The sequence below is a fragment of the Nostoc sp. UIC 10630 genome, from assembly GCF_010747425.1.
In the GTDB taxonomy this organism is placed as follows: domain Bacteria; phylum Cyanobacteriota; class Cyanobacteriia; order Cyanobacteriales; family Nostocaceae; genus Nostoc.
Genome location: NZ_JAAGOG010000019.1, coordinates 45,785 through 69,287 on the forward strand (window position 1 = coordinate 45,785; position 23,503 = coordinate 69,287).

Here is a 23,503-nt window from a genome sequence, read left to right on the forward strand (position 1 = left end):
GTTGCAAGGATTGTAGATTATTCTCTCGCAAAAGTGACAAAAGCTCTTTAATAACTCAAGCTGATGACGGGTTCAAGAGAGCTACAAAACTGTACTTAACAGTACCTTTTTTTGTACCGGATATTTTTAATATTGATAAGAGTAGCTTATTTAATATTAGATATTTTTGCTATTTGTACTTATAGTAGTATTTTTGCTTACTTTAACTAAAATCTCAGCATTACTATGTGCTACATCTAACTTATGTATAAACAATTATCCGAAATTCTGCTAGTTTAGTTAGTAGTTTGATTAAAATAAAGCATAAATTCCCTAAAATCAATATATTTATTCAGTAAATTTTGTCATCCCCATTCTTGAGTGAACTTGATTAGTTATGCTCCTAGATTTAGAAAGATTTTATCAGGCTTGCAATCCGAGCAGACCTCTAATCATAGGAAATCCCAGTGATCGCAGGTACTACATTGATTTTGCTGCGGTACGGGGTGGCAAAATTATCGAAGCTTTGCAGCGCACGATCGCTAAAATATCGCCCGATGAACCAACTTGTCAGCTATTTACAGGACATCTCGGCTGTGGAAAATCAACGGAGTTGTTGCGGTTAAAAGCTGAGTTAGAAGCGCAGCAATTTCATGTAGTTTACTTTGAGTCTACCCATGTCTTAGAAATGGCAGATGTGGATGTGACTGATATTTTGTTGGCGATCGCAGGACAAGTAAGTGAGAGCCTAGAAGCCATGAAAATCAGGCTCAAATCTACTTACTTTAGCAAGTTGTTTGGTGAAATCGTAGATTTTCTGCAAACGCCAATTGACCTTGGAGTAGAAGCAGAATTGTCTGTAGGCATTGCCAAAATTACAGCTAAAACTAAAGAAAGTCCCCAGTTGCGGCGGCGGTTAAGAGATTATTTAGAACCGCGAACAGCAAACATTTTACAGTCAATTAATCAGGAATTGCTAGAACGTGCCATCAAGGAACTAAAAACTAGAGGTAAAAAAGGACTGGTGGTTATTGTTGATAATCTGGATAGAGTTGCAATTCGACCTTTACCATCGGGGCGATCGCTGCCAGAATACTTATTTATTCAGCGTGGTGAACAGTTACGCAAACTAAATTGCCATGTAGTCTACACTATTCCTTTAGCTCTGACTTTCTCCAACGATAGCGCCGAACTTCAACATCGTTTGGGGGGAGGAGTCGCACCAAAAATGTTACCGATGATACCTGTACGTCTGCGCTCTGGAGAGATTTTTCCTCAAGGGCTAGCAATGTTGCGGCAAATGGTACTAGCTAGAGCTTTCCCAGACATTTTACCTAGCGATCGGTTAGGCTTAATTACAGAGGTGTTTGATAGTTTGGAAACCTTAGATCGGTTGTGCTTGATTAGTGGTGGTCATGTCCGCGACTTGCTAGGGTTACTGTTTGACTGTCTGCGAGAACAAGATCCACCTTTTGAGCGGGAGTGTGTTGATTTGGTGATTCAAAGACAGCGAGATTACCGAGCTAATGCGATCGATCCTCATGAGTGGGAATTAATCTTTCAGGTAGTGCAACAGCAAAGAGTTAGAGGTGATATAGAATACCACACTTTATTGCGAAGTTTATTTGTATTTGAATACCGAGATCATCAGGGAGCTTGGTTTGCCGTCAACCCAGTTTTAGCAGAGACGGAAAAATTTAAATCATGGTTGAACGACACCCACAAGCAGATATAAGAGCAGCTAATGAGCGGGCTTTACGGAGTTTGGGGAGAGCAATTGCCCTTTCTAGCGGTCAATTCTCTCTGGTTTTGGTGTGCTGCAATTATCGAGTTTTGCAAGAACTTATGCTGCAACGACTCGAAGAACTCTCTTCAGGAGTACACCATATTCAAAAGGTAATTCTGCCGCATAATGCTAGAAGTCTTTACACAAGTATTCATTTACAACTGGTAACTGAAGATAATCCGCCATCGGCGTTGATGATTTTGGGTTTGGAGTCAGTAGATGGAATCGACGATTTACTGAGGTCTATCAATCATATTCGTGATGAGTTTCGCAAACGCCACCCATTTCCGATGATTGTGTGGGTGAATGAAGAAGTGTTGCAAAAGGTAGTCCGTTTAGCACCAGATTTTGCGAGTTGGGCGGCTACACCGATTCGGTTTGAGATGACAACTCAATCATTGCGGCAATTTTTGCAACAGGAAACGGACGCTTTATTTGCCACGGTGTTACCAAGCGATGCTGGACAACACCAACCTCCTCAAGTTGCCAAGCATTATTTCACTGTGGAGCAAGTCTGGAAAAATAGCTATGAACTCCACTTTGCGATTGAAGAGTTGCACAATCGTGGGATTACCTTAGAGCCAGAATTACACGCTAGTTTAGAGTTTGTTTTTGGTCTAGATAATTATATTAGCGATCGCATCAGTACAGCTTTAAGCCACTTTCAGCAAAGCTTGCAAGTTTGGCAAAAATTAGAGGAAATCGGAAATAGGCAAGTAGAGGGAGATGAAAGAGTATTTTCTTCCCCTACACCTCCATCCCCCCCATCGCCGCTACCTTTGCGACAGGGAATCTTGCTGTTTTATATTGGGCTATGTTATTGCCGTTTCGCAGAGCAAAATCAAACAGAAAACCGTCGTCATTGGTATACAGCTAAATCTTATTTTCAGCAATGTTTGAATGTTTTACAGGTGGCTGGGCGTTTAGATATAGTTGCTGGGTTTATTAGTCAACTCGCTGAAGTTTTGCAATATCTGCAAGAGTGGGAAGAATTGCAGACAGTTGCCCAAAAGTCTCTGGAGTTGCATCAAACTTATGGTAGTCAAATTCAATTAGCTTGTGACTACGGTTTTCTCGCACAAGTGGCTGTGCAGCAGTCTCGGTGGGTACAGGCGAGTATATTAGCCCATGTATCGCTGTTGAAATTAGGTGAAGCGCAAAAGCACAACGATCCTTATAACTGCTTATTTCCCTTACTGTTAGCGCAAATTTACTATTTAGTGTTGGCGAAAGCACAGCGAAATTTAGGTGAGCTAGTAATCGCTCATGAATACTTAGAAAAAGCAACAAAAGAATTGTCAGCAGCTTTAGAAAGCAGTGCCCATCAATACGATGCCCATCGTTATATTCGCTTATTGCGGACACTGCGATCGCTATACTTTGAAGAAGGCCGCTATCTGGAAGCCTATTACATTCGACAGAAACGGCGTTCTGTTGAGCAGCAGTATGGTTTTCGGGCTTTTATTGGTGCAGGGCGCTTGCAACCCCAAAGACAAGCAACAAACCCAGCATTGATGTCACATTCTGGAAGTAGCAGCGTTGCTTTAGAAATTGCGGCTTCTGGTCGGGAGCGTGATATTAATAACTTAATTGGGAGAATAAGCCGCGCCGATCAAAAGCTGACGGTGATTCACGGTCAATCAGGGGTAGGTAAGAGTTCTATTGTTACTGCTGGTTTAGTTCCAGCACTGCAAAATCGAGCTATTGGCGATCAAATAGCTGTGCCTGTAGTATTGCAAGTTTATACCGATTGGGCGCGGGAATTAGAGAAATCTTTAAGTGAAGCGATGTTTAGTGACGCATCCCTTGCCGTCTACGCTGATATTAAGCTAGAAACAAACATCGAAGCGGCGGAGATTTTGCCCTACTCTCCTACACCCATCACCATCGTCAGAATTTTACAACAACTCCAACAAAATGCTGATAACCACCTGATCACAGTTTTAATTTTTGACCAGTTTGAAGAATTTTTCTTTGGTTATAGCGATCGCAACCAAAAGCAAGAATTTGATAAATTTATTAGTGATTGCCTAAATATCCCCTTTGTTAAAGTTATCCTTTCGCTACGAGAAGATTACTTACATCGTTTGTTAGATTTTAAACATCTTTCGGCACTAGAAGCGATTAATAATAATATTCTCGACAAGCATATTCGCTACCAGTTGAATAACTTTTCACCAGAATATGCTAAAGCAATTATCCAAAAATTGACCGAGCGATCGCAGTTTAATTTAGAACCTGCTTTAATCGATGCCTTAATCGAAGATTTATCCACAGAATTTGGAGAAGTCCGCCCCATTGAATTGCAAGTTGTGGGAGCGCAAATTCAAGATGAGCGTATTACTACTCTAGAAGAATATCAGCCGTATAGACCCAACAAACTCATCGAGCGATATCTTAAAGAACTGATTAAAGACTGCGGCCCAGAAAATGAACGAGCCGCGTTACTTGTCTTATACTTATTAACAGATGAAAGTAACAACCGACCATTTAAAACTCGTGCTGAATTAGCGGCGCAATTAGCAGAATTAGAAGATGCCAGCAAATTAGAGTTAGTATTAGATATTTTAGTACGCTCCGGTTTGGTAGTACTATTCCCTGATGTACCAGAACGCTATCAACTGATTCACGATTATTTAGTAGACTTAATTCGCTACTTACAACAACAAGAATCGAGCCTACAGGTACAACTAAATCAGTTGCGCCACAAAGTAGAACAAAGTAAAGCTGAAATTGACCGACTTAAGAGCGAACTTAGCCAGAAAACGCAGCGTTCCACATTAGTAGATTCTTATCCTCAACAGGGAGTGGACTTACTAACAGAATTGCGAGAATTACACAAGCGGGAAGAATTGAGTCAGTTACAAATTGAACAATTACGAGCTGAACTAAAAGAAAAAGAATTAACAGCTAAACTTGCAGAAAGTCAAAAGAAACAAAGACTTAGTGAAGCTCAATTAAATCGTTCGTTGAAAATTGCCTTGACTGCTTCTTTTCTTGCCATATTGGGATTAAGTGTTTCCATCGTCACAGCAGTAGATAGTGAAATTAAAACCCTTAGTGCATCCAGTGAAGCCCTCTTTGCCTCACAAAAAGGTATTGATTCTTTAAAAGAAGCTTTAAGGGCAGGAAGAAAATTACAACAAATAGTTTGGGTAGATTCCTACACAAGAGAGCAAGTACAGACGGCGCTCTATCAAGCTGTTTCTGGGTTGAAAGAATATAACCGCTTGGAGGGGCATCTATCTGGAGTAAATAATGCTACATTCAGTCCTGACCGTTCTTTAATTGCCTCAGCTAGTGCGGATACTACAATTAAACTTTGGCTTCCTGATGGTAGCTTGTTCAAAACCTTATCTGGGCATGAAGATGTAGTTAATAGCGTCAGTTTCAGCCCCGATGGTCAAATTGTTGCTTCCGCTAGTCAAGATAAGACGGTAAAACTTTGGAGCCGAGAGGGTGTACTACTTGTTACTCTATTAGGGCATCAAGGTGTAGTGAATAGTGCCGGTTTTAGCCCAGATGGACAAATTATTGCCTCAGCGAGTACAGACAAGACAGTAAAACTGTGGAGTCGGGATGGTAAACTGCTCAAAACCTTGCCAGGACATGATGGTGCAGTTTTGAGCGTCGCTTGGTCAACCGATGGACAGACCATTGCTTCTGGGAGTGCAGACAAGACAGTAAAATTGTGGAGTCGGGATGGGAAGCTGCTCAAAACCTTGCAGGGACATGATGATGCAGTTAAAAGTGTAGCTTGGTCAACCGATGGGAAAGCGATCGCTTCTGCTAGTTTAGACCAGACAATCAAACTGTGGAATTTAGAGGGGAAATTACTGCGAACCCTATCAGGGCATAGTGCTGGAGTTACCAGCGTCAGTTTTAGCCGTGATGGTAACACAATTGCTTCTGCAAGTACCGATGAGACAATCAAACTCTGGAGTTTTGAAGGTGTGTTGCTGGGAACCCTGAAAGGACATAATAATTGGGTTAACAGTGTCAGCTTCAGCCCAGATGGTCGCACCCTAGCTTCTGCAAGTCGGGACAAAACTATTAAACTCTGGCATTGGGACGATATATTATTGCGAAAACCCAAAGCCGATAATGATGACTGGATAACTAGCATCAGTTTCAGCCCAGGCGATCGCACCTTAGCAGCTGGGAGTCGAGACAAAACTGTAAAACTATTTAGCCGCGAAGGTAAACTACTCCGCATATTTACAGGGCATCAGGGTCAAGTTTGGGGGGTTAGTTTCAGTCCAGATGGTCAAGCGATCGCTTCGGCTAGTAAAGATCAAACAGTGAAGCTTTGGAGTACTGACGGTAAACTGCTCAACACCTTACAAGGTCATAATAGTACCGTCTTGAGTGTAGCTTGGTCGCCTAATAGTCAAGTAATTGCCTCAGCTAGTAAAGATAAAACAGTAAAGCTTTGGAGTCGAGATGGTAAGCTGCTCAACACCTTGCAAGGACATCAAGATGCAGTGAATTGGGTAAGTTTTAGCCCCGATGGTAAGTTGCTAGCTTCAGCCAGTGATGACAAAACCGTGAAAATCTGGAGTTTAGATGGTAAATTGCTATATACCTTAATTGGTCATAGCCGCCGGGTAAATGGGGTTGCTTGGTCGCCTGATAGTCAAGAAATTGCTTCAGCTAGTATTGATAGCACCGTGAAGATTTGGAACCGAGACGGTCATCTGCTAAGTAATCTTGCAGGTGATGGTGATAGTTTTATTAGTGTAAGTTTTAGCCCCGATGGTAAGACTTTAGCTGCTAGCAGTGATGACAAAGTGAGGATTTGGAACCGCGAAGGGACATTACTGATTGCTTTGAAAGGTGATAAGCAAGAGTTAACCAGCGTCAGTTTTAGTAATGACGGTAAGACTTTAGCTGCGGGTAGTGGTAATGGTACAGTGATTTTCCAAGATTTGGCAGATATCGAACTGGAAAAACTACTAACACGGGGTTGCAATTTGCTGCATGATTATTTGCAGACTAACCAGAAGGTCATGAAGAGTGATGGTTCCGCCAACGCCAGGGGCGAACGGGCCTTGTGTTCTGGTAGGTGATGGAGATTTTTTCCCCATTCAGGCCAGAGAAATTGTTGGCACCAGCTTGTAGTTGCGTGAGAGATTATTTGCAGAATAGTACAGCGGTGAAAGAGGATGAGCGACATTTGTACGATGGTCTAGACCCCACCGTAGGCGATCAGATTTCCAGAATCTCTCCTTAATTTAACAGGTGGGGCGATACTCACTAACAAATATAGTTTACTTAAAGCAATTAGCACCCAAATTCTTCTCTAAGCCTGCGCCTTAAATCTCCAGAGATAGGTAGCCAGTTAATTTCTTGGCATATATTATTACGAGTTTCACCATTTTGTAAGCGCTGTCTATAGATGGCTATTAACAACATCTCTAGACCAAACCTAGATAACATATCAGCTGCCAAGCCTATTATTCCAAGCAGAACTATACCACCAATCATCCCTCCTGGCCCCAACATTGCTAAAGCTGCTGTAATAGCAGCAGCTCCTGTAAGACCTGTAGTAGCCATCGTAATTAGAAGTACAATTGCAGGCAAACCTATTCCAGCTGCTTTCCTTACGAATTCATCCATACTATATCCTCTGGTAAATACTGATATAACAGACTCATTGGGTTTCAAGTTTAGTGTTCCCCGAAATTTGTATGGCTCAACATCAAATAACAATTGTTCTGTTGCGTAGTGATTTGACGTTGGTTGTGGGGAAATATTATAACAATACAATTTCTAGCAGTTATAACTATAATTATTCATCAGTATGCTTGTATTCTTTATTCACGGTGTCAACACTCAGAATTCTAGATATGCTGACGTACTAATAAAAAAAATCCACAAAAAACTAGCAAACCCTACAAATTTTTACTCAAGTTTTTGGGGAAACTTATTCAACAATAAGAAACATCAAACTATTGGATGTATCGAAAAAGATTTTTCTAGAGTTTGTGAACACCATAAAGAATATAAAAGTTCGTATGATGATATTTACAGATACAAAAAACGAAGAAATGAGATAATCAATAATTTTTTAGGTGATTTTTTAATTTATCAAAATCCCGTTCGCGGTAAAGCAATACGTAAAACTATTGTTGAACAACTGAGTCAGTTCTTAAATGACCACTCAGATCAACAAGAAATTCATTTGATTGCTCATTCTCTAGGTAGTTTTATTCTTTGGGATCTCATTTTTTCAGATACTTTGGACAATGATGATCCAGCTTTTATTTTTCGTGAGAAACTAAATCTATTAAATTTAGCTAGCATTACGACACTGGGTTCTCCTCTCTTATTCCTTAAGCAAATGCTAGATATTGATTTCTCGGTTATCAATTATTATTTTAAAAATTCTGATAAAGAAGAAACTGCTGGATTGCAGAAGTTAAGATGGGTAAATATAATTCATTCCTCTGACTTAATTGCCTATCCTCTCAAAGCTGCCATAGAAGATGAAATTAGCTCAGATTTATTATTCTGCGATCATTATGTGTGGCAGTATGCAAACGGGATGGAGAAAACATTAAACAATATGGGTCAATCAGATATGGCAATGGTTGTTGGAGCAGAAGATGCTCATTCTTCGTACTTCTACGATAATCTGGATGGTGATATCACATCAGGTATTATTGCATATAATTTGTTAGGAAAAACACAAAAACTTTTAGAAAGGTGTGTCCATCCAAAACCTATGGGATGATTGAAGCCATAGACAAAGCTGTACATCTTGGTAGCATTGAGTGAAGTACCCGTCAGCAAGAGAGCGAGGGCGATGTACGCAACCGTCACACAACCACTGACTTTTGAAGAGTTTCTTGCCTGGGATGATGGTTCAGGCAGAGAGTTTGAGCTATTGGATGGGATTCCCGTGCCATTATCAGAACCAAATGCAAATCATGAGGATTTGATCCAGCGACTGTGTGCTTATTTAGAAAATCACTGCCAAGAAAATGACCTGCCTTACATCTCGCGCCAGTTTAAGCAGGTTCGGCTCAAAGCAGCACCAGGAGAAAAGGAAAAAAGCCGGAAAGCAGATATTGTTATATTTGCAAGAGTTGAATGGCAGAGGATGAAAACTATCTCTAGTTCTTCTGCTGCATATATTCCACCACCCGGAGTCATTGAGGTCGTTAGCAACAACTGGAAGGACGACTATTTGACAAAACTTGCAGAATATGAGGACTTGGGCGTTTTCGAGTACATCATTGTAGACTATGCTGCTTTTGGTGGCATTCGCTTCATTGGTTCTCCCAAGCAGCCAACCATTACAGTCTATCAACTTGAAGATGGAGAGTATTTACCCCCAAAGATTTTTCGAGGGCAGGATCGAATTGATTCTAGATTGTTTGGGAACATTCCCTTAACGGCTGAACAGATTTTTGCAATGAGTCGCTGATTAGCAATGAAGAAATTTATTATAGTCGTCTTCTTGTCACTAGTTTAATGCGCGATCACTCTTAGTGTTGGAGGAGCGATCGCTGGCTTAACTCAGTACTATTGATATGGTGTCAATAGGGATTTTTTGGAGACATGAGTGAGCAAAATTGTTATGCAGTACTCTTTTCCAGCTACTACGGTAAAAATAAAATCCCTATTACCTGCTATTAGTTAAGGTCTTAGGGATTTCTTTGGTTACGGGACTGGTGCGGCTCGAACGCACGACCTGACGCTTAGGAGGCGTCCGCTCTATCCAACTGAGCTACAACCCCAACTATGAAGCATATATAATTATAGCAGTACTTTTACCGAGACTGCCAAACATTATCCCAAGAGCCGCCGCCTACTTCTAAACCACAAAGAAAACTTTCTGCTTTCAAGATTACTTTAGATTTTCTCCCATTTAGTTCTCGTAACTCTAAATTTAACTTTCCTTGCATGGTGTCTTTGCAACAGTATCTTAAACCATCCTCTGTGGGCGCACGCAGAGGTGTACCAGCTAAATCTGTGGTTCCTGTCAATTCAATTTCATAATTAGAATTTGTAGCTTTCATTTGCCATCTACCCCAGGGTTGAATTTCCCAATCTACTTGGGAATTCCAGGGAACGAATTCATAAAACTTGCCTTGATAGTGCAACCCAATCATTGCTACAGATTCCATCCACCACAGCACACCCCGCCTTCCACCGCCAGCAGTTAATGCTAAGTCGGGTTCGCCTTCAAAGCAATTACAATTTAGCCAAAACCATTTTTGAGGAAAAGCACCACCCCAATTTTTCTCTCCATAAGCTGGGGCGTTAGTGAATTCGTAGATTTTGCCATTCCAGTCAATTTTTCCACTGGCTAAACCGTGAGCCATCAAAATCTGCCATCCAGGTTCAAAAATCTGTGAGAATGACAGCCAGCCGGCGGTTGATTGCTGAATGCTATTTTTATTACCCCAACCGTATACTGGTTGAATTTCATACTCCCAACGGCAATAATTATTGGTTGCAGGTTCGCTAATTATTCCCTGATTCAAGTTGGCTGTGGCTTGATATCCTTCTTGAACATGATGCTCAAACTCTGCTGCTAAAAGGTACAGAGGAGCAATTTGTAAATCTGTTTTACCCCAATGGCCTAAACCCAAAACATCCCGACTACCCCAAAATTTCTTCACATCAGGAAAAGTACGGCATAAATACTCATCATCCGGGCCGAGAACTTGGGCTGCACCGCCACTGTGGGATTTACCGCCGATGGGGTCTTCGATGGAGTACATAAAGGCGAATGTTTGCCCAATTTCCGGTAAAGTGACGCGGTAATACCAACCTTCAAAAAAGCGGCGACTACCGCCATCCCAGTGATAACCAGAATGGGGCGTTTGGGTTGATTGGAGGAAATTGAGGGGAATAGTTAACATAGTATGTAGTTGCCGATTTTTTCAGTATGCGCGATGTCTAACGACAAGCCGAAACGTCTACGCTTCGATATCAATGATGCTTATGAAATTCTTGGGCTAGAACCCGGTGCGTCTCAAGCACAGGTGAAGCGAACTTACCGTAAACTGGTAAAAATTTGGCATCCTGATCGCTTTTTCGATCCAAAGCAAAAACAGGAAGCTGAGGAAAAAATCAAATTAATTAACGTAGCTTACAACAAGCTCAAATCAGAAAGTTCATCCGAGCCTCCCATTTCAGAAAATCCCTCTTCATCTTCGCCTAAAAATCCCACAAAAATATCTGTCAATCGTTGGGATGCAGAAGCTTTCTATACTTTAGGCGTAGAGAATGCCACGGAAGGAAGATATGAGGATGCGATCGCAGATTTTACCCATGCAATTCGTCTTAATCCTCACTATGTTGACGCATATAAATATCGTGGGCTAGTTTGCTCCCAACTTGGATACGAATATAGAGCCGCTTCAGATTTGAATAAAGCTGCACAAATAGAACAAGGGTTAAAAAATCCTGGTGCTACAAGAAGAGTGCGATCGCCTAGATATGTATCCAAACCTAGACCTCTGCTAGAAAGATTTTGTCAGGGGATTAAAAAGATATTGCGGCTAAATCGGCGTTGGAGATGAGAAGCGAATATAGTTTAAGACGCTTCAGACGGCGACACCGTATCTTGAGTTAGATATTACCTGTACCAGGTAATACTAAGTAGAGTTGGATTTGCTGCTGATTTTCTAGTATGAGTGATGTCTAACGACAAGCCGAAACGTCTACGCTTTGATATAAATCATGTTTACAATATTCTTGGGTTGAAACCAGGTGCATCTGTTGATGAGGTCAAGCAAGCTTACCGTCAGATGGCTAAAACTTGGCATCCAGATTGTTTTATTGAACCGCAGCAAAAGTTAGAAGCGGAAGAAAAAATTAAAGAAATCAATCAAGCCTATGCAAGGTTAAAGTCTTATCAGCCAGATGAGACAAATCAATCTGCTTCCACTTCTATCAAAATTGATTTCACTCCATCTAATGCTGAAAGTTTCTACAAACTGGGGATGGAGAAAGCTCAAAAAGGAAAATATACTGAAGCAATTGAAGACTTTACCCAAGCGATTCGTCTCAACCCTAACTACAGTGCAGATCACAGTGTAAAGCTATGGGATGTTAACACGGGACAAGAACTTTACACTTTGAATAACCATTCTGATTGGGTTAACTCCGTCGCTTTCAGTCCCGATAGCAAAACCCTAGCTAGTGGTAGTCGAGATATGACAATTAAACTTTGGCGATGCGATATCTAAACACAAATTAAAAATTTAGATGATTTCAGTAATTTACTAGATTTTTTATCAATCCATCATCTGACAGTTTAATAACATCCATCTTTGGGATACTCTTTCTCTAGATAAAGTATTAACTTCCTATAGATAGAGCCACTTGTCCGATCTCAGAGGTTATTCTGGCATTAACCAACAGTTGGGTAATAAATAAAACTCAATATTTATCAGCAACATAGATTTTTAAACTCATTAAAACCTCTTTCTCTTACAAAGCTTTAGTTTGTCAATATCATATCGAGGAGTGAAATCAATAGTTATGTCTATTCCCAATGAACGCGAAAGCAAAAACAGTGAAATTAAGCAAGAATCTTACACTGATACTAATGGTAATATTCACACTGACTTGACGCGAACTACAGAAACAGTCAAGAACAGTACAGCTAATCCTAACTCTTACACTAACGGTTACGTACAAGGTCGAAATACCGAGCGTAGTTACCAACAAGCTGATTTAGCCGAGCGTGACAATGAAAATGCTAGCCGTGGTTTGCTGTTGGGTATTATTGTTACTTCTGTAGTCAGTTTGATTATAGGTGGGGTCTGGTACTTCAACCAACGTAATAACGCTGCGGTTGACACTACTGTGCCGGTCGTGGTTCCTGTACCGAGTAATAGTAGTCCAACTCCTCCTCCTCAACCACAAACGAAGATAATCGAAAGAATTAGAGAAGTACCTGTTCCTGTCCCTGTTCCACAACAGCAGGTTACACCTCCATCTGCACCTCGCCAACCGGATATTAACATTACTATTCCACCCCAACAGTCTGCGGCAGAAAAAGCACCTTCTGTAACTCAGCCAGCCCCGAAAGCAACACAAAGTCCAGCGACGAGTCCAACTACTAATACTCCTACTTCCACTCCAGGTACGAAAGGCGATACCTCTAAAACCATTCCACCTCAAGGAGTAGACCAGTCAAACAGTACATCTAATAATGGTTCTTCTACCGCAAATGATGCTACAACAGGCGGCTCTGCTCAATAACGGCTTCTGAACTTCTAGCCCACTTGATAATGCTGGCATTAACGCCAACATCTAACAAGTGGGATATTCTTAAGAAAGATTTCGGAATTGTTGCGATAAATTAATGGTGTTCAAGTTTGGTAAACGTATCTTGTAGCTAAACAAACACCATGCTAGATTAAGAGCAAGGTACAAACAGGTTAAAAGTTAATCAAAACTTTCAAGTTAGAGCCTGTGCCTCCTGCTCTAATATTCTTGCGATCGCTCTGGAGTTGTAACATCCATTGAATGTGTTTTGGTTTAAGTTCAATGAGTTCTTTTGGAGGTTTGAAAACGCACTGCCAGAAAATGCCTGCCTAGTTGGAATGTTAGGATGTGCAATTCTGAGTATAGCGATCGCGAATACTGTCCACCTTAGTTGAGTTACTTACTTCTGAATTCTCTAATCTTCAAGAAACCGCCCCAAGCTGCTGATATTTATCCATCGTAGCTTCCGGCGGTTTCTGCTTTGAGTGTTATGTATTTTTGTCCTTTGTCCTTTGTCCTTTGTCCTTTGTCCTTTGTTATTTATCTCTTCTCTTCTTAGGAGAGGGTTATTTAGACCAATGACCAATGACTAATGACTAATGACTAACTAAGGTAATTACAGTCACTTCTGGCGGACAAAATAAACGTCCTGGTTTATAAGTTCCTAAACCCCGGTTAACATATAGTTGATTTTCTTGCACCTTGTGAAACCCTTGCGCCCACTCCCAATACCGGACGACTTTAGAACAGTCTCCTAGTAAAAACGTTACCCAACACCTTAATTTTCTGGGAATTTTTTTGAGTAGCTTTTTATAATGGAATACTAAAGGGCCAATGCCAGGGATTACGATGTGACCGCCGTGGGTATGACCCGATAGTTGCAAATCTACACGCCATTGTTGCAGTATCTTGGCTGTATCTGGATTATGGGATAAAACGATGCGGGGTGTAACAGAGTCTAGTTGATTCATCACAGGTGCAGGGTAGAATTCCCGCGACCAATAATCAGCTAGTCCTACAAATGCTAATTCTTTTCCTAGTGGATAGGCGATTTCATTCCAAAGCACATGCACCCCAATGCTAGTTAAAGCCTGTGTAACTTCTGCTTTTGAATGACTGTAGTAGATATCATGATTACCCAGTACAGCGTAGATACCACAGCGACTTTGCAAATGTTTGAGTCGATGCACCAATTGGTGAATTGGTGTCGGATCATCAGTTACATAGTCACCAGTTAATAGAATCAAATCCGGTTCGGCTTCGTTAGTAAGTGCGATCGCTTTTTCTAACATTTCTTCTGACAAGCGCAAACCATCGTAGTGAAAATCTGACAACTGCACTAGCGTTGTACCTTGTAAAGATGCTGGAAGTTCCGCAATCTTAACCGTGATTTTATCTACTCTTAAATGTCCCGTAAACAACCAATGCATAAGGCAACCGATACTCCTCATACCAGCGCTTACAGCTTACCAAAAATCAAAATGTAACTTGAGAAACTGCAATAATTTATGTCACATACTCAAGATAAAATTAACGAATTGATTTAAATCCTGAGACTAAACTAAGCAGGACTCACTCAAATCTACAGGTACTGATTAGCCAGAATACCTGCTGTGATTCCATTCTGGAATTTAGACATTTGGATTACTTACTCACCCTGTAGCGTGATTATAGTAACTTCCGGGCGGCAAAATAAGCGTCCTGGGAGGTAAGTTCCCAAACCACGATTGACATATAGCTGATTTTTTCCCAGCTGATGGAAACCCTGTGCCCATTCCCAATGTCTGACTACAGAAACATTTTCTTGCAACAATGGAAATCGACGCTGCACTTTTTTAGGTATTTTTTTTGCAAGCTTTTCATAAAAAAACATTGCAGGGCCAATTCCGGGAATCACGATTTGACCACCGTGAGTATGACCAGATAATTGTAAGTCAACTCGCCATGCTTGCAGTATTTCTGCAGTATCTGGGTTGTGGGATAAAACGATGCGTGGTGTGTCGGGATTTAGTTGATTCATCACGGGTGCAGGGTAGAATTCCCGCGACCAATAATCAGCTAGTCCGACCAATGGTAATTCTTTTCCTAGTGGATAGGCAATTTCGTTCCAAAGGACGTGAATTCCAATGCTAGTAAAGGCATCGGTAACTTCTGTTTTTGCGTTTTTGTAATGTATATCGTGATTGCCAAGAATAGCATAGATACCACTGTGACTTTGCAGATGTTTGAGTCTAAGTATCAGTTGGTGAATCGGTGCTGGATCGTCAGTTACGTAGTCACCAGTTAATAAAATTAAATCTGCTTTAGCTTCATTAGTAACTGCGATCGCTTTTTCTAGCATCTCTTCCGACAGCCGCAAACCATCGTAATGAAAATCTGACAACTGCACCAGCTTCTTACCTTGTAATGATGCAGGCAACCCTACAATCTTAACCGTCAATTCTTCTCTACTCAACGGCCCAGATAATAACCAGTGCATAAGACGTTCAATAAACTCTAATCATAGCGCTTACAGCTTAACGAAACATCATCGTTTTGTGTGTAATGACGAGTGCAACTTATTGAAAATTTCATAAAATCTGTAGATTTGAACGTATTTATACTTATTTAAATCAAAAATTAATTTACTAACCAATTTTTGTCAAAAATACTACTTTTTTAGATTGTAAGTGCGTAGATTTAGGTCATCGTACCTCTATGGGTAGCTACGCATCTACACACCTAGCCAACCTACTACTGTAAACGCCAAACTTCTTTTAGCTGATGAATTAGCTGTTGCTGCCGCTTGTTGATAACTTCAGGTGTCCATTCTTTTTCCATTAACACTTGTGTCGTTAGCGCAAAATTACAAATGCCTGATTTTGTTGTGAAATACTTCTGCTTTTTCAGGTCAAAGTCATAGTTTTGCGCTTGAGCGTTTTTCGAGGAAGAGAGTAAGACTAAATTTCCCATACGATGGACATATTTATCACGTTCTTCCTGGCTAGCAAATGATTGTACCCACATACTATCAGAAGTTGGATTTTGAGGTAGTACATGCTCAACACTAATATTACAGAAGTTATATGAAGCTTTTCCTTCTGAGAGTGCAGCATCTAAACGTAGTAAAACATAAAGTCGAATTTTTCTAATTAAATAAAGGTCATCATTTAGGATTTTGATAATACGTGCCTGTTCTTCAGGTTTCAGTTGCAGAGGTGAATCAGGTACGTACAAATCTTCTCCAATCTCGATAGAATATAGTAATTTGCCGTAACGTTCTATGCGTTCATTAATATTATTCCGTTGAATCATTAGACCTGAAGCTAGGCGATCTAAATCTGTAAAAAACCGTAATAACAATTCAGGATTATTGTAATTGCGAGAGAGATATAAAATAGCTGGAGGTATCCAATCAGAATTATCAATCAAGTGTAACCATCTAAACTTTTGATTTACTTCTTCTCCTAAGATATCACTGTGATAGGCTAGATTATTAATCTCATAAAAAGCCTCAGCATAAGGAATTAGTATTTTATCAATTAACTGTTGAGGTGTATTAATTGGTTTAATGTCATTCAGGAATTCCTTAAGTATACTTTCACGCGGCTTGGATTTTACATGAATCATTCTGATGTGAGAAAATAGGCTCTTGAATATATCACGTCCTAGTCTCTCTTCCATTTCTTCCCACTTAGCACTGTATTTTTCCTGCTGTTCAAGGGAAATCTTGCCGATAATTTCTGCTTTCAAAATATCAGCATGAGACAAATCCATGCCTCGATTATTAATGACAGAAAATATTCTGTATGCAGAATCAATATCTGGAGTAGAAACTACTACTAAGAAACATCTTTTAAGGATAAATTGAGTAAGCCGTAGAAGCTGACTATTAGTAAAGCTTTGTAAGCGTTTTACAAACAATAATGTATTTTCTTTGAAATTTTTACGACTATCTGATAGTTTAGCAGTATGTAAATTTTTCAGCTTATCAATACCGCCTTCATCCTGAATATATTCCTTGAAAAACTGTGCATCTCGCTCACGCACAGTCAAACGATAAACGTTATCATTAGGATCAAAATCATCTTCTTGATAAAGATATTTTGTTAATATATGTATGTTTTCTTTGGAAACTGATGCCCGTAAAGCAGCCAGCAATACAGTAAGTGTAGTCAAACGCTGTTGACCATCCACGACTTGGGCATCTGGTTTATCTCCTTTGATGAGTACAATATTTCCTAAAAAATACGGGTTTATATCATCAATTTTATCGTCACTATCTCCCAACGCAGTGACCAAATCTTCAAGCAGTTCTCCTGCTTGCTCCGTTGTCCAGGCATAGGGGCGCTGATATAAAGGAATAGTGAAGATAAAATCGTTGCTAAATATTTTAGAGATAGGACAATCATTAGCCTGAAGTTTAACCGCGCTCATATATACCTGCGTTAGTGGTGTAGTAGATTGCACTTCGAATAAACTTAGTTTTCCCACTAAAAACAGTAATATTTGAATGCATATAATTTTTTTATCGAACCTGGATATATCAAAAAACCAAACAAAATGATGTTAAACCCTATCTGTATATAGATTTGAGGCTATTTTATAGGTGTTTCTTTTTTGTCTAAACCGGGTGACGGGGATTAGTGGCGGAAAAGCATTACGCTAATAGCAGTTTCTCAGGGGCGAAACCTGCCTCTTGTGCGGATTGCTTCAGCGTAATGCACTGGCTCGCCTACAAAACAGCATATTTTTTTGAATAGCAAGTCTCTAATATGCGATGCTAACAGCGATCGCACACCATTAAATTCTTACAAATTTTGATTGATTAAAAGTTAAAAAATAGCACCAACCTATGATTAGGCTAGTGCTATTTTTTTGATTTAATTCACGATAGTTAAATAAATTTGCTAAATTACCTTCAGTTATTGTCAGCAATTATGCTTCTATACCGCACTGCGATTTGTTAATAGATTCCACAGGAAAACTGCAACGATTGCACCAAGAACTGCTACTGCAATACCCGGAATGCTGAGAGTCGGTGCTGCTAAACTTAACGTTCCTGTACTGAAAAACACTCCAAGACTACCACCAACAAACGCGCCGATAATTCCTAATAAAATTGTTCCTAGAATACCGCCACCTTGATGACCGGGGTAGATAGCTTTAGCGATCGCACCAGCAATTAGACCTAAAACAATCCAAGCAAGAATATTCATTGTTATTAATTCGGTAAAGGTTTTTTACTCAACGAATACATATTATCAATCTTGATCTTTTGAATCCATCTACCATCAGAATCAATAATTAATATCCATAAGGAATAGTTTAATTGCAACTACGATTTTCTATATATACCGCCCCTACAGGTAGATAATCACTTAAAAAATATCAATTAAAAAAAGCTCCTAATAGGTCTTTAATTAGGAGCCGATCAAACTATTGCTTGGTAATTGCAGTATATGGCTTTTTAATTAGCTCTCTCCTCTACTAGAAGAATTAAGCTGAGTTTTCAAACACTGTCTCTAAAGTAATGTAAAGGAGCAAAATCAGGCAATTTCTACTACAAGCGTAGTTTTAGCAACTTTATTACCAGCATTCCACACTGGGCATCACCAGGATACCCGTAACATCGCATCTCTTCGGGATGGAGGCTTTAAATATTAGTTAGGACTTACGGATGAGTTACGGAAGACTAAAAGCGGACATTGCCTACCCAAAGGAAACGGACTGCCTTCCCGTTGTCGCATCTGGCGCGACACAGAGGAATAAGAGTGCAAAAATGTCACTAATATTATGAAGCGATCTAGAAAAAATTAGACTATTTTTTGATACTATTTAAGACCGGACTCTTGAAATATTAATTTACGTATGAGCAAAGGTACCCTGTTTGATAAAGTTTGGGACTTACACACCGTTGGTACACTTCCCTCTGGGCTGACGCAACTATTTATCGGGCTTCACCTAATTCATGAAGTCACCAGTCCCCAGGCCTTTGCTATGTTACGCGAGAGGGGTCTAAAAGTACTGTTTCCAGAGCGGACTGTTGCCACAGTCGATCATATTGTGCCGACAGAAAATCAGGCACGTCCTTTTGTTGATAGTTTGGCAGAGGAGATGATTCAGGCGCTCGAAAATAACTGCCAAGAAAATAATATAACTTTTTACAACATCGGTTCTGGTAGTCAGGGTATAGTTCATGTCATCGCTCCAGAACTCGGACTGACTCAACCAGGAATGACGATCGCTTGTGGAGATAGCCATACTTCCAGTCATGGGGCATTTGGTGCGATCGCATTTGGTATCGGTACTAGTCAAGTCCGGGATGTTCTCGCTTCCCAAACCCTCGCTCTCTCAAAACTAAAAGTCCGCAAAATTGAAGTTAACGGCAACCTGAACCCAGGAGTTTACGCCAAAGATGTCATACTGCATATCATCCGCACCCTTGGCGTTAAAGGTGGTGTGGGTTATGGCTACGAATTTGCAGGTACGACATTTGAACAAATGAATATGGAAGAGAGGATGACTGTCTGCAATATGGCGATCGAAGGCGGTGCTAGATGCGGCTATGTCAATCCAGATCAAGTCACCTACGATTACCTCAAAGACAGAGATTTTGCTCCCAAAAATGCAGATTGGGATAAAGCAGTGGCTTGGTGGGATTCCATCAAGAGCGATGCTAATGCCCAGTACGATGATGTAGTCGTATTCGACGCTGCTGAAATTTCTCCCACTGTCACCTGGGGGATTACTCCTGGTCAAGGTATCGGTGTCAACCAGTTAGTGCCTCAACCAGAAGAACTGCTCGAAGAAGACCGATTTATTGCCGAAGAAGCTTACCGCTACATGGATTTATATCCCGGTCAACCCATCAAGGGTACCAAAATAGATGTCTGCTTTATTGGTAGTTGCACCAACGGCAGAATTAGTGATTTACGGGAAGCGGCGAAAATCGCCAAAGGTCGCCATGTTGCAGAGGGAATCAAAGCCTTTGTTGTCCCCGGTTCTGAAAGGGTAAAACAAGAGGCGGAAACTGAAGGACTGGATAAAATCTTTCAGGAAGCTGGATTTGAATGGCGTGAACCGGGATGTTCCATGTGTCTGGCCATGAACCCCGATAAGCTGCAAGGAAGACAAATCAGCGCCTCTTCCTCCAACCGCAACTTTAAAGGCAGACAAGGTTCCTCTTCTGGTCGGACATTGTTAATGAGTCCGGCGATGGTTGCCACAGCTGCGATTAAAGGCGAAGTCTCTGATGTGCGCGAGTTACTGTAACCCCACTTCCTAATATAGAGAAATCTCTTAAACTTTTCTTTCTTTGTGTCCTTTGCGTTTTTTGCGGTACCCTGCGGGAAGCCACTTCGTGTCTACGTTTCTTATAAAAATTATGGTGAGTGAAGTTAAAACAGTTTCAGGGCGCGGTATACCTTTAGTGGGCAATGATATAGACACTGATCGCATCATTCCCGCGCGATATTTAAAAGCCGTTACCTTTGATGGTTTAGGTGAAGGCGCATTTATTGATGACCGGACAGCACTTAAAGGTGAACATGCCTTTGACCAACCGCAATATCAAGGCGCAAATATTTTGATAGTCAACCGTAACTTTGGCTGTGGTTCATCACGGGAACACGCACCCCAAGCGATCGCAAAATGGGGAATCCAAGCTTTAATAGGTGAAAGCTTCGCAGAAATCTTTTTCGGTAACTGTGTGGCAATGGGTATACCTTGTCTGACAGCCGACGCTGTTACTGTTAAACAACTGCAAGAGTTAGTAGCTGCCAATTCTCAAGCGGCCGTAACAGTGAATCTGGAAACTTTGCAAGTGCAAATTGATGATTATACTGCTCAAGTTGCGATCAGTGAAGGTACAAGAAGCACATTTATTTCTGGGACTTGGGATGCTTGCGGTCAATTGGTGGCGAATGCTAGCCAAGTTCGGACAACAGCTGCAAAATTACCCTACATAGGTTGGGGCAATATAGCAGCAAGTTAGTTTTCTCTCATTCTCTGCTTGTCAGGCAGGGAATGAGAAAATGGCAAAAATTTTATAACCACTCGATAAAACATCAAGATTGGGTGGGCATCGCCCACCCAAAATTGTTATCCAATTACCTCAGCAGTCTTCTTCTTATCTAACTTGAGAATCAACACACCTAAAGGTGGCAAACACAAATCTAGCGAACAGGGACGACTGTGCAAAGACCAATCATCCGTCCACTTCCCGCCTAAGTTACCCATGTTACTGCCGCCATATTGGCGTGCATCACTATTGAATAACTCAGTATAAAATCCCTTTTGCGGTACACCGATGCGGTAGTGAGAATGGGGTTGCGGTGTAAAATTGCAAACCACGATCACAAAATCATCAGAATCCTTGTCACGACGGATGAAGGAAACTACACTATGGCGATTATCACTACAATCAATCCACTCAAACCCCGGTTCAGCAAAATCCTGGGTGTACAAAACAGGCTCAGAACGGTAGAGATGGTTCAATTCCCGGAAAAACGTTTTTAACTGTTGGTGGGCTTCATGCTGCAATAAATGCCACTCCAAATCTGCCCAAGCATTCCACTCACTCCACTGCCCAAACTCCATACTCATAAACATGGTTTTCTTACCTGGGTGAGCAAACATATAGCTAAATAAACAACGGATATTAGCTAACTTCTGCCATGTATCCCCCGGCATTTTACCGATGATATTGCTCTTGCCATGCACCACTTCATCGTGGGATAGAGCCAGCATGAAGTTCTCACTGTGGTTGTACCACATACTAAAGGTGATATTGTTTTGGTGGAACTGGCGGAACCAAGGGTCCATGCTGAAGTAATCCAGCATATCGTGCATCCAGCCCATATTCCATTTCAAGTTAAAGCCCAGTCCGCCTGTGTAGGTGGGCCAAGATACCATTGGCCAGGAAGTAGATTCTTCAGCAATTGAGAGAATACCGGGGAAATAACTAAAGATAATGTGATTAACCTGACGCAGAAAATCTGCTGCTTCTAGGTTTTCTCTGCCGCCGTACTGGTTGGGCAACCATTCTCCTGGTTTGCGACAATAGTCGTTATAGAGCATTGAGGCAACAGCATCCACACGAATCCCGTCAATGTGATACTTGTCGAACCAGAAGAGGGCATTAGCTGCTAGGAAATTACTAACTTCATGGCGACCATAATTGAACACCAAAGTACCCCATTCTTTGTGTTCACCTTTGCGGGGGTCAGCGTGTTCGTAGAGATGGCTACCATCAAAGAAAGCTAAACCATGTCCATCTTTGGGGAAGTGACCCGGAACCCAATCCACAATTACCCCTATATCATTTTGGTGACATTTGTCAACAAAATACATGAAATCTTCGGGGGTGCCAAAACGAGAAGTAGGGGCATAGTACCCAGTTACTTGATAACCCCAAGAACCATCAAAGGGATGCTCCGCAATGGGCAACATTTCTATATGGGTGTATCCCAATTCTTTGACATAAGGAATCAGTCGGTCAGCTAGTTCCCGATAGGTAAGGAAACGTGCGCCCGGCTTAAGTTCCGAAACGATAACTACTGGTTCAGTTTCACCATTTGGCAGTTTAGCCGGTTCGGCACTCGAAGCGTGTAACCAAGACCCTAAATGCACTTCATAAACTGAGACGGGCTGGGTAAGGGGGTCAGTGTGCCGCCGCTTTTCCATCCAGCTTTCGTCATCCCAACTGTAAGCATCTAAATCAGTGACAATAGATGCCGTTTTCGGGCGGGGTTCTTGCTGGAAACCGTAGGGATCGGATTTTTCGTAAATGTGTCCTTCAAAATTTTTGATTTCATATTTGTAATGCTCTCCCACACCGATTTCAGGAATAAACAATTCCCAAACCCCGGTTGGCCCTTTACGCATTTGGTGTTTGCGCCCATCCCAGAGGTTGAAATCTCCCAACAATGAAACGTTGCGAGCATTGGGTGCCCAAACTGCAAAATAAACGCCCTTAACGCCGCCTATTTCCGTGGTGTGCGCTCCCAGTTTTTCGTATATTCGGTGATGGTTGCCTTCACTAAACAAATGCAAATCAAAATCTGTCAAATTAGGAGAACGGAAGGCGTAAGGATCATAAGTAACACGCTCATGTTCCCCTTCTTTAATCCGTAACTGGTAGTTTGCCAGTTCTGCGGTTTCAATAGTGCATTCAAAAAAGTGAGGATGATGCACTGTTTGCATTGGGTATTCTTTCCGTTGTTCAGGAAGAACGACCCATACTGCACTTGCATTTGGTAAGTAGGCCCGCACAGCCCAGACAGTTTTGCCGTCTTGTTCTATGGGATGAGAACCTAGTATTTCAAAGGGATCGTTATGCTGATTCCAAACGATGCTGTTAACCTGTTCAGGGGCGATCGTGGTCATGGACATGAAGCTACCTAAGTGAAATAACGTGATTGACTAAATCTACTTTTTTAATATCTATATATATTCTTTACATTTATTTGCAATTTTGTCGCCACCGTTATCGTACATCAGAATGGGGAATGGGGAATGGGG

General features: G+C 41.2%; 16 protein-coding genes and 1 tRNA gene. 9 read left to right on the forward strand and 8 right to left on the reverse strand.

Features of this window, described 5'->3' with window-relative positions; translation table 11 throughout:
- Positions 1-376: 376 nt before the first annotated feature.
- Positions 377-1,714 carry a P-loop NTPase fold protein gene (locus G1O98_RS07690; protein ID WP_163928169.1) on the forward strand — a complete coding sequence of 446 codons (1,338 nt, stop codon included), beginning with the start codon at positions 377-379 and terminating at the stop codon, positions 1,712-1,714.
- The gene (locus G1O98_RS07695) at positions 1,684-6,834 is read left to right on the forward strand and encodes a hypothetical protein (RefSeq protein WP_163928171.1); all 5,151 of its coding nucleotides are present in this window, start codon (positions 1,684-1,686) and stop codon (positions 6,832-6,834) included. The genes G1O98_RS07690 and G1O98_RS07695 overlap by 31 nt, the downstream gene beginning before the upstream one ends.
- A gap of 214 nt (positions 6,835-7,048) precedes the next feature.
- Here the strand turns inward: G1O98_RS07695 and G1O98_RS07700 are convergent, their stop codons facing one another.
- On the reverse strand, positions 7,049-7,384 hold the full coding sequence (locus G1O98_RS07700; protein WP_163928173.1) for a hypothetical protein: 336 nt from the start codon (positions 7,382-7,384) through the stop codon (positions 7,049-7,051).
- A 184-nt stretch (positions 7,385-7,568) separates the two neighbouring features.
- On the opposite strand from G1O98_RS07700, the gene G1O98_RS07705 reads away from it, so the two are divergent.
- Positions 7,569-8,501, forward strand: coding sequence for a hypothetical protein (locus G1O98_RS07705; RefSeq protein ID WP_163928175.1), 933 nt, complete (start codon positions 7,569-7,571; stop codon positions 8,499-8,501).
- Positions 8,502-8,573: 72 nt separating this feature from the next.
- A complete protein-coding gene (locus tag G1O98_RS07710) occupies positions 8,574-9,197 on the forward strand; it encodes a Uma2 family endonuclease (protein ID WP_163928177.1) in 624 nt (207 codons plus the stop codon).
- Positions 9,198-9,436: 239 nt separating this feature from the next.
- On the opposite strand, the gene G1O98_RS07715 is transcribed toward G1O98_RS07710, so the two are convergent.
- Together G1O98_RS07715 and G1O98_RS07720 are read right to left on the reverse strand one after the other, a co-directional pair.
- A tRNA-Arg gene (locus G1O98_RS07715) sits at positions 9,437-9,510 on the reverse strand.
- A gap of 33 nt (positions 9,511-9,543) precedes the next feature.
- The gene (locus tag G1O98_RS07720) at positions 9,544-10,641 is read right to left on the reverse strand and encodes a tocopherol cyclase family protein (RefSeq protein ID WP_163928179.1); all 1,098 of its coding nucleotides are present in this window, start codon (positions 10,639-10,641) and stop codon (positions 9,544-9,546) included.
- Positions 10,642-10,674: 33 nt separating this feature from the next.
- Here G1O98_RS07720 and G1O98_RS07725 point away from each other — a divergent pair, with 33 nt between their 5' ends.
- From G1O98_RS07725 to G1O98_RS07735, 3 genes are all read left to right on the forward strand, one after another.
- Complete coding sequence (locus tag G1O98_RS07725) at positions 10,675-11,304, forward strand: DnaJ domain-containing protein (protein WP_163928180.1); 630 nt, start codon at positions 10,675-10,677, stop codon at positions 11,302-11,304.
- A gap of 117 nt (positions 11,305-11,421) precedes the next feature.
- Complete coding sequence (locus tag G1O98_RS07730) at positions 11,422-11,973, forward strand: tetratricopeptide repeat protein (RefSeq protein WP_243458375.1); 552 nt, start codon at positions 11,422-11,424, stop codon at positions 11,971-11,973.
- A gap of 295 nt (positions 11,974-12,268) precedes the next feature.
- Positions 12,269-12,994, forward strand: a complete 726-nt coding sequence (locus G1O98_RS07735) for a hypothetical protein (RefSeq protein ID WP_163928182.1) — start codon at positions 12,269-12,271, stop codon at positions 12,992-12,994.
- A 602-nt stretch (positions 12,995-13,596) separates the two neighbouring features.
- Here the strand turns inward: G1O98_RS07735 and G1O98_RS07740 are convergent.
- The 4 genes from G1O98_RS07740 to G1O98_RS07755 all read right to left on the reverse strand — a co-directional run bounded on the left by G1O98_RS07740 (position 13,597) and on the right by G1O98_RS07755 (position 18,198).
- Positions 13,597-14,430 (reverse strand): metallophosphoesterase, encoded by an 834-nt coding sequence (locus G1O98_RS07740; protein ID WP_163928184.1) that lies wholly within the window; start codon positions 14,428-14,430, stop codon positions 13,597-13,599.
- Positions 14,431-14,648: 218 nt separating this feature from the next.
- Positions 14,649-15,479, reverse strand: coding sequence for a metallophosphoesterase (locus tag G1O98_RS07745; RefSeq protein ID WP_163928186.1), 831 nt, complete (start codon positions 15,477-15,479; stop codon positions 14,649-14,651).
- Positions 15,480-15,733: 254 nt separating this feature from the next.
- A complete protein-coding gene (locus G1O98_RS07750) occupies positions 15,734-17,416 on the reverse strand; it encodes a DUF262 domain-containing protein (RefSeq protein WP_163928187.1) in 1,683 nt (560 codons plus the stop codon).
- 509 nt (positions 17,417-17,925) lie between these two features.
- Positions 17,926-18,198, reverse strand: a complete 273-nt coding sequence (locus G1O98_RS07755) for a GlsB/YeaQ/YmgE family stress response membrane protein (protein WP_012406985.1) — start codon at positions 18,196-18,198, stop codon at positions 17,926-17,928.
- A gap of 652 nt (positions 18,199-18,850) precedes the next feature.
- On the opposite strand from G1O98_RS07755, the gene leuC reads away from it, so the two are divergent.
- Positions 18,851-20,254 (forward strand): 3-isopropylmalate dehydratase large subunit, encoded by a 1,404-nt coding sequence (gene leuC / locus G1O98_RS07760; protein ID WP_163928189.1) that lies wholly within the window; start codon positions 18,851-18,853, stop codon positions 20,252-20,254.
- Between the two features lie 112 nt (positions 20,255-20,366).
- Positions 20,367-20,975, forward strand: a complete 609-nt coding sequence (leuD, locus tag G1O98_RS07765) for a 3-isopropylmalate dehydratase small subunit (RefSeq protein ID WP_163928191.1) — start codon at positions 20,367-20,369, stop codon at positions 20,973-20,975.
- A gap of 107 nt (positions 20,976-21,082) precedes the next feature.
- On the opposite strand, the gene glgB is transcribed toward leuD, so the two are convergent.
- A complete protein-coding gene (glgB, locus tag G1O98_RS07770) occupies positions 21,083-23,374 on the reverse strand; it encodes a 1,4-alpha-glucan branching enzyme (RefSeq protein ID WP_163928193.1) in 2,292 nt (763 codons plus the stop codon).
- Positions 23,375-23,503: the final 129 nt, after the last annotated feature.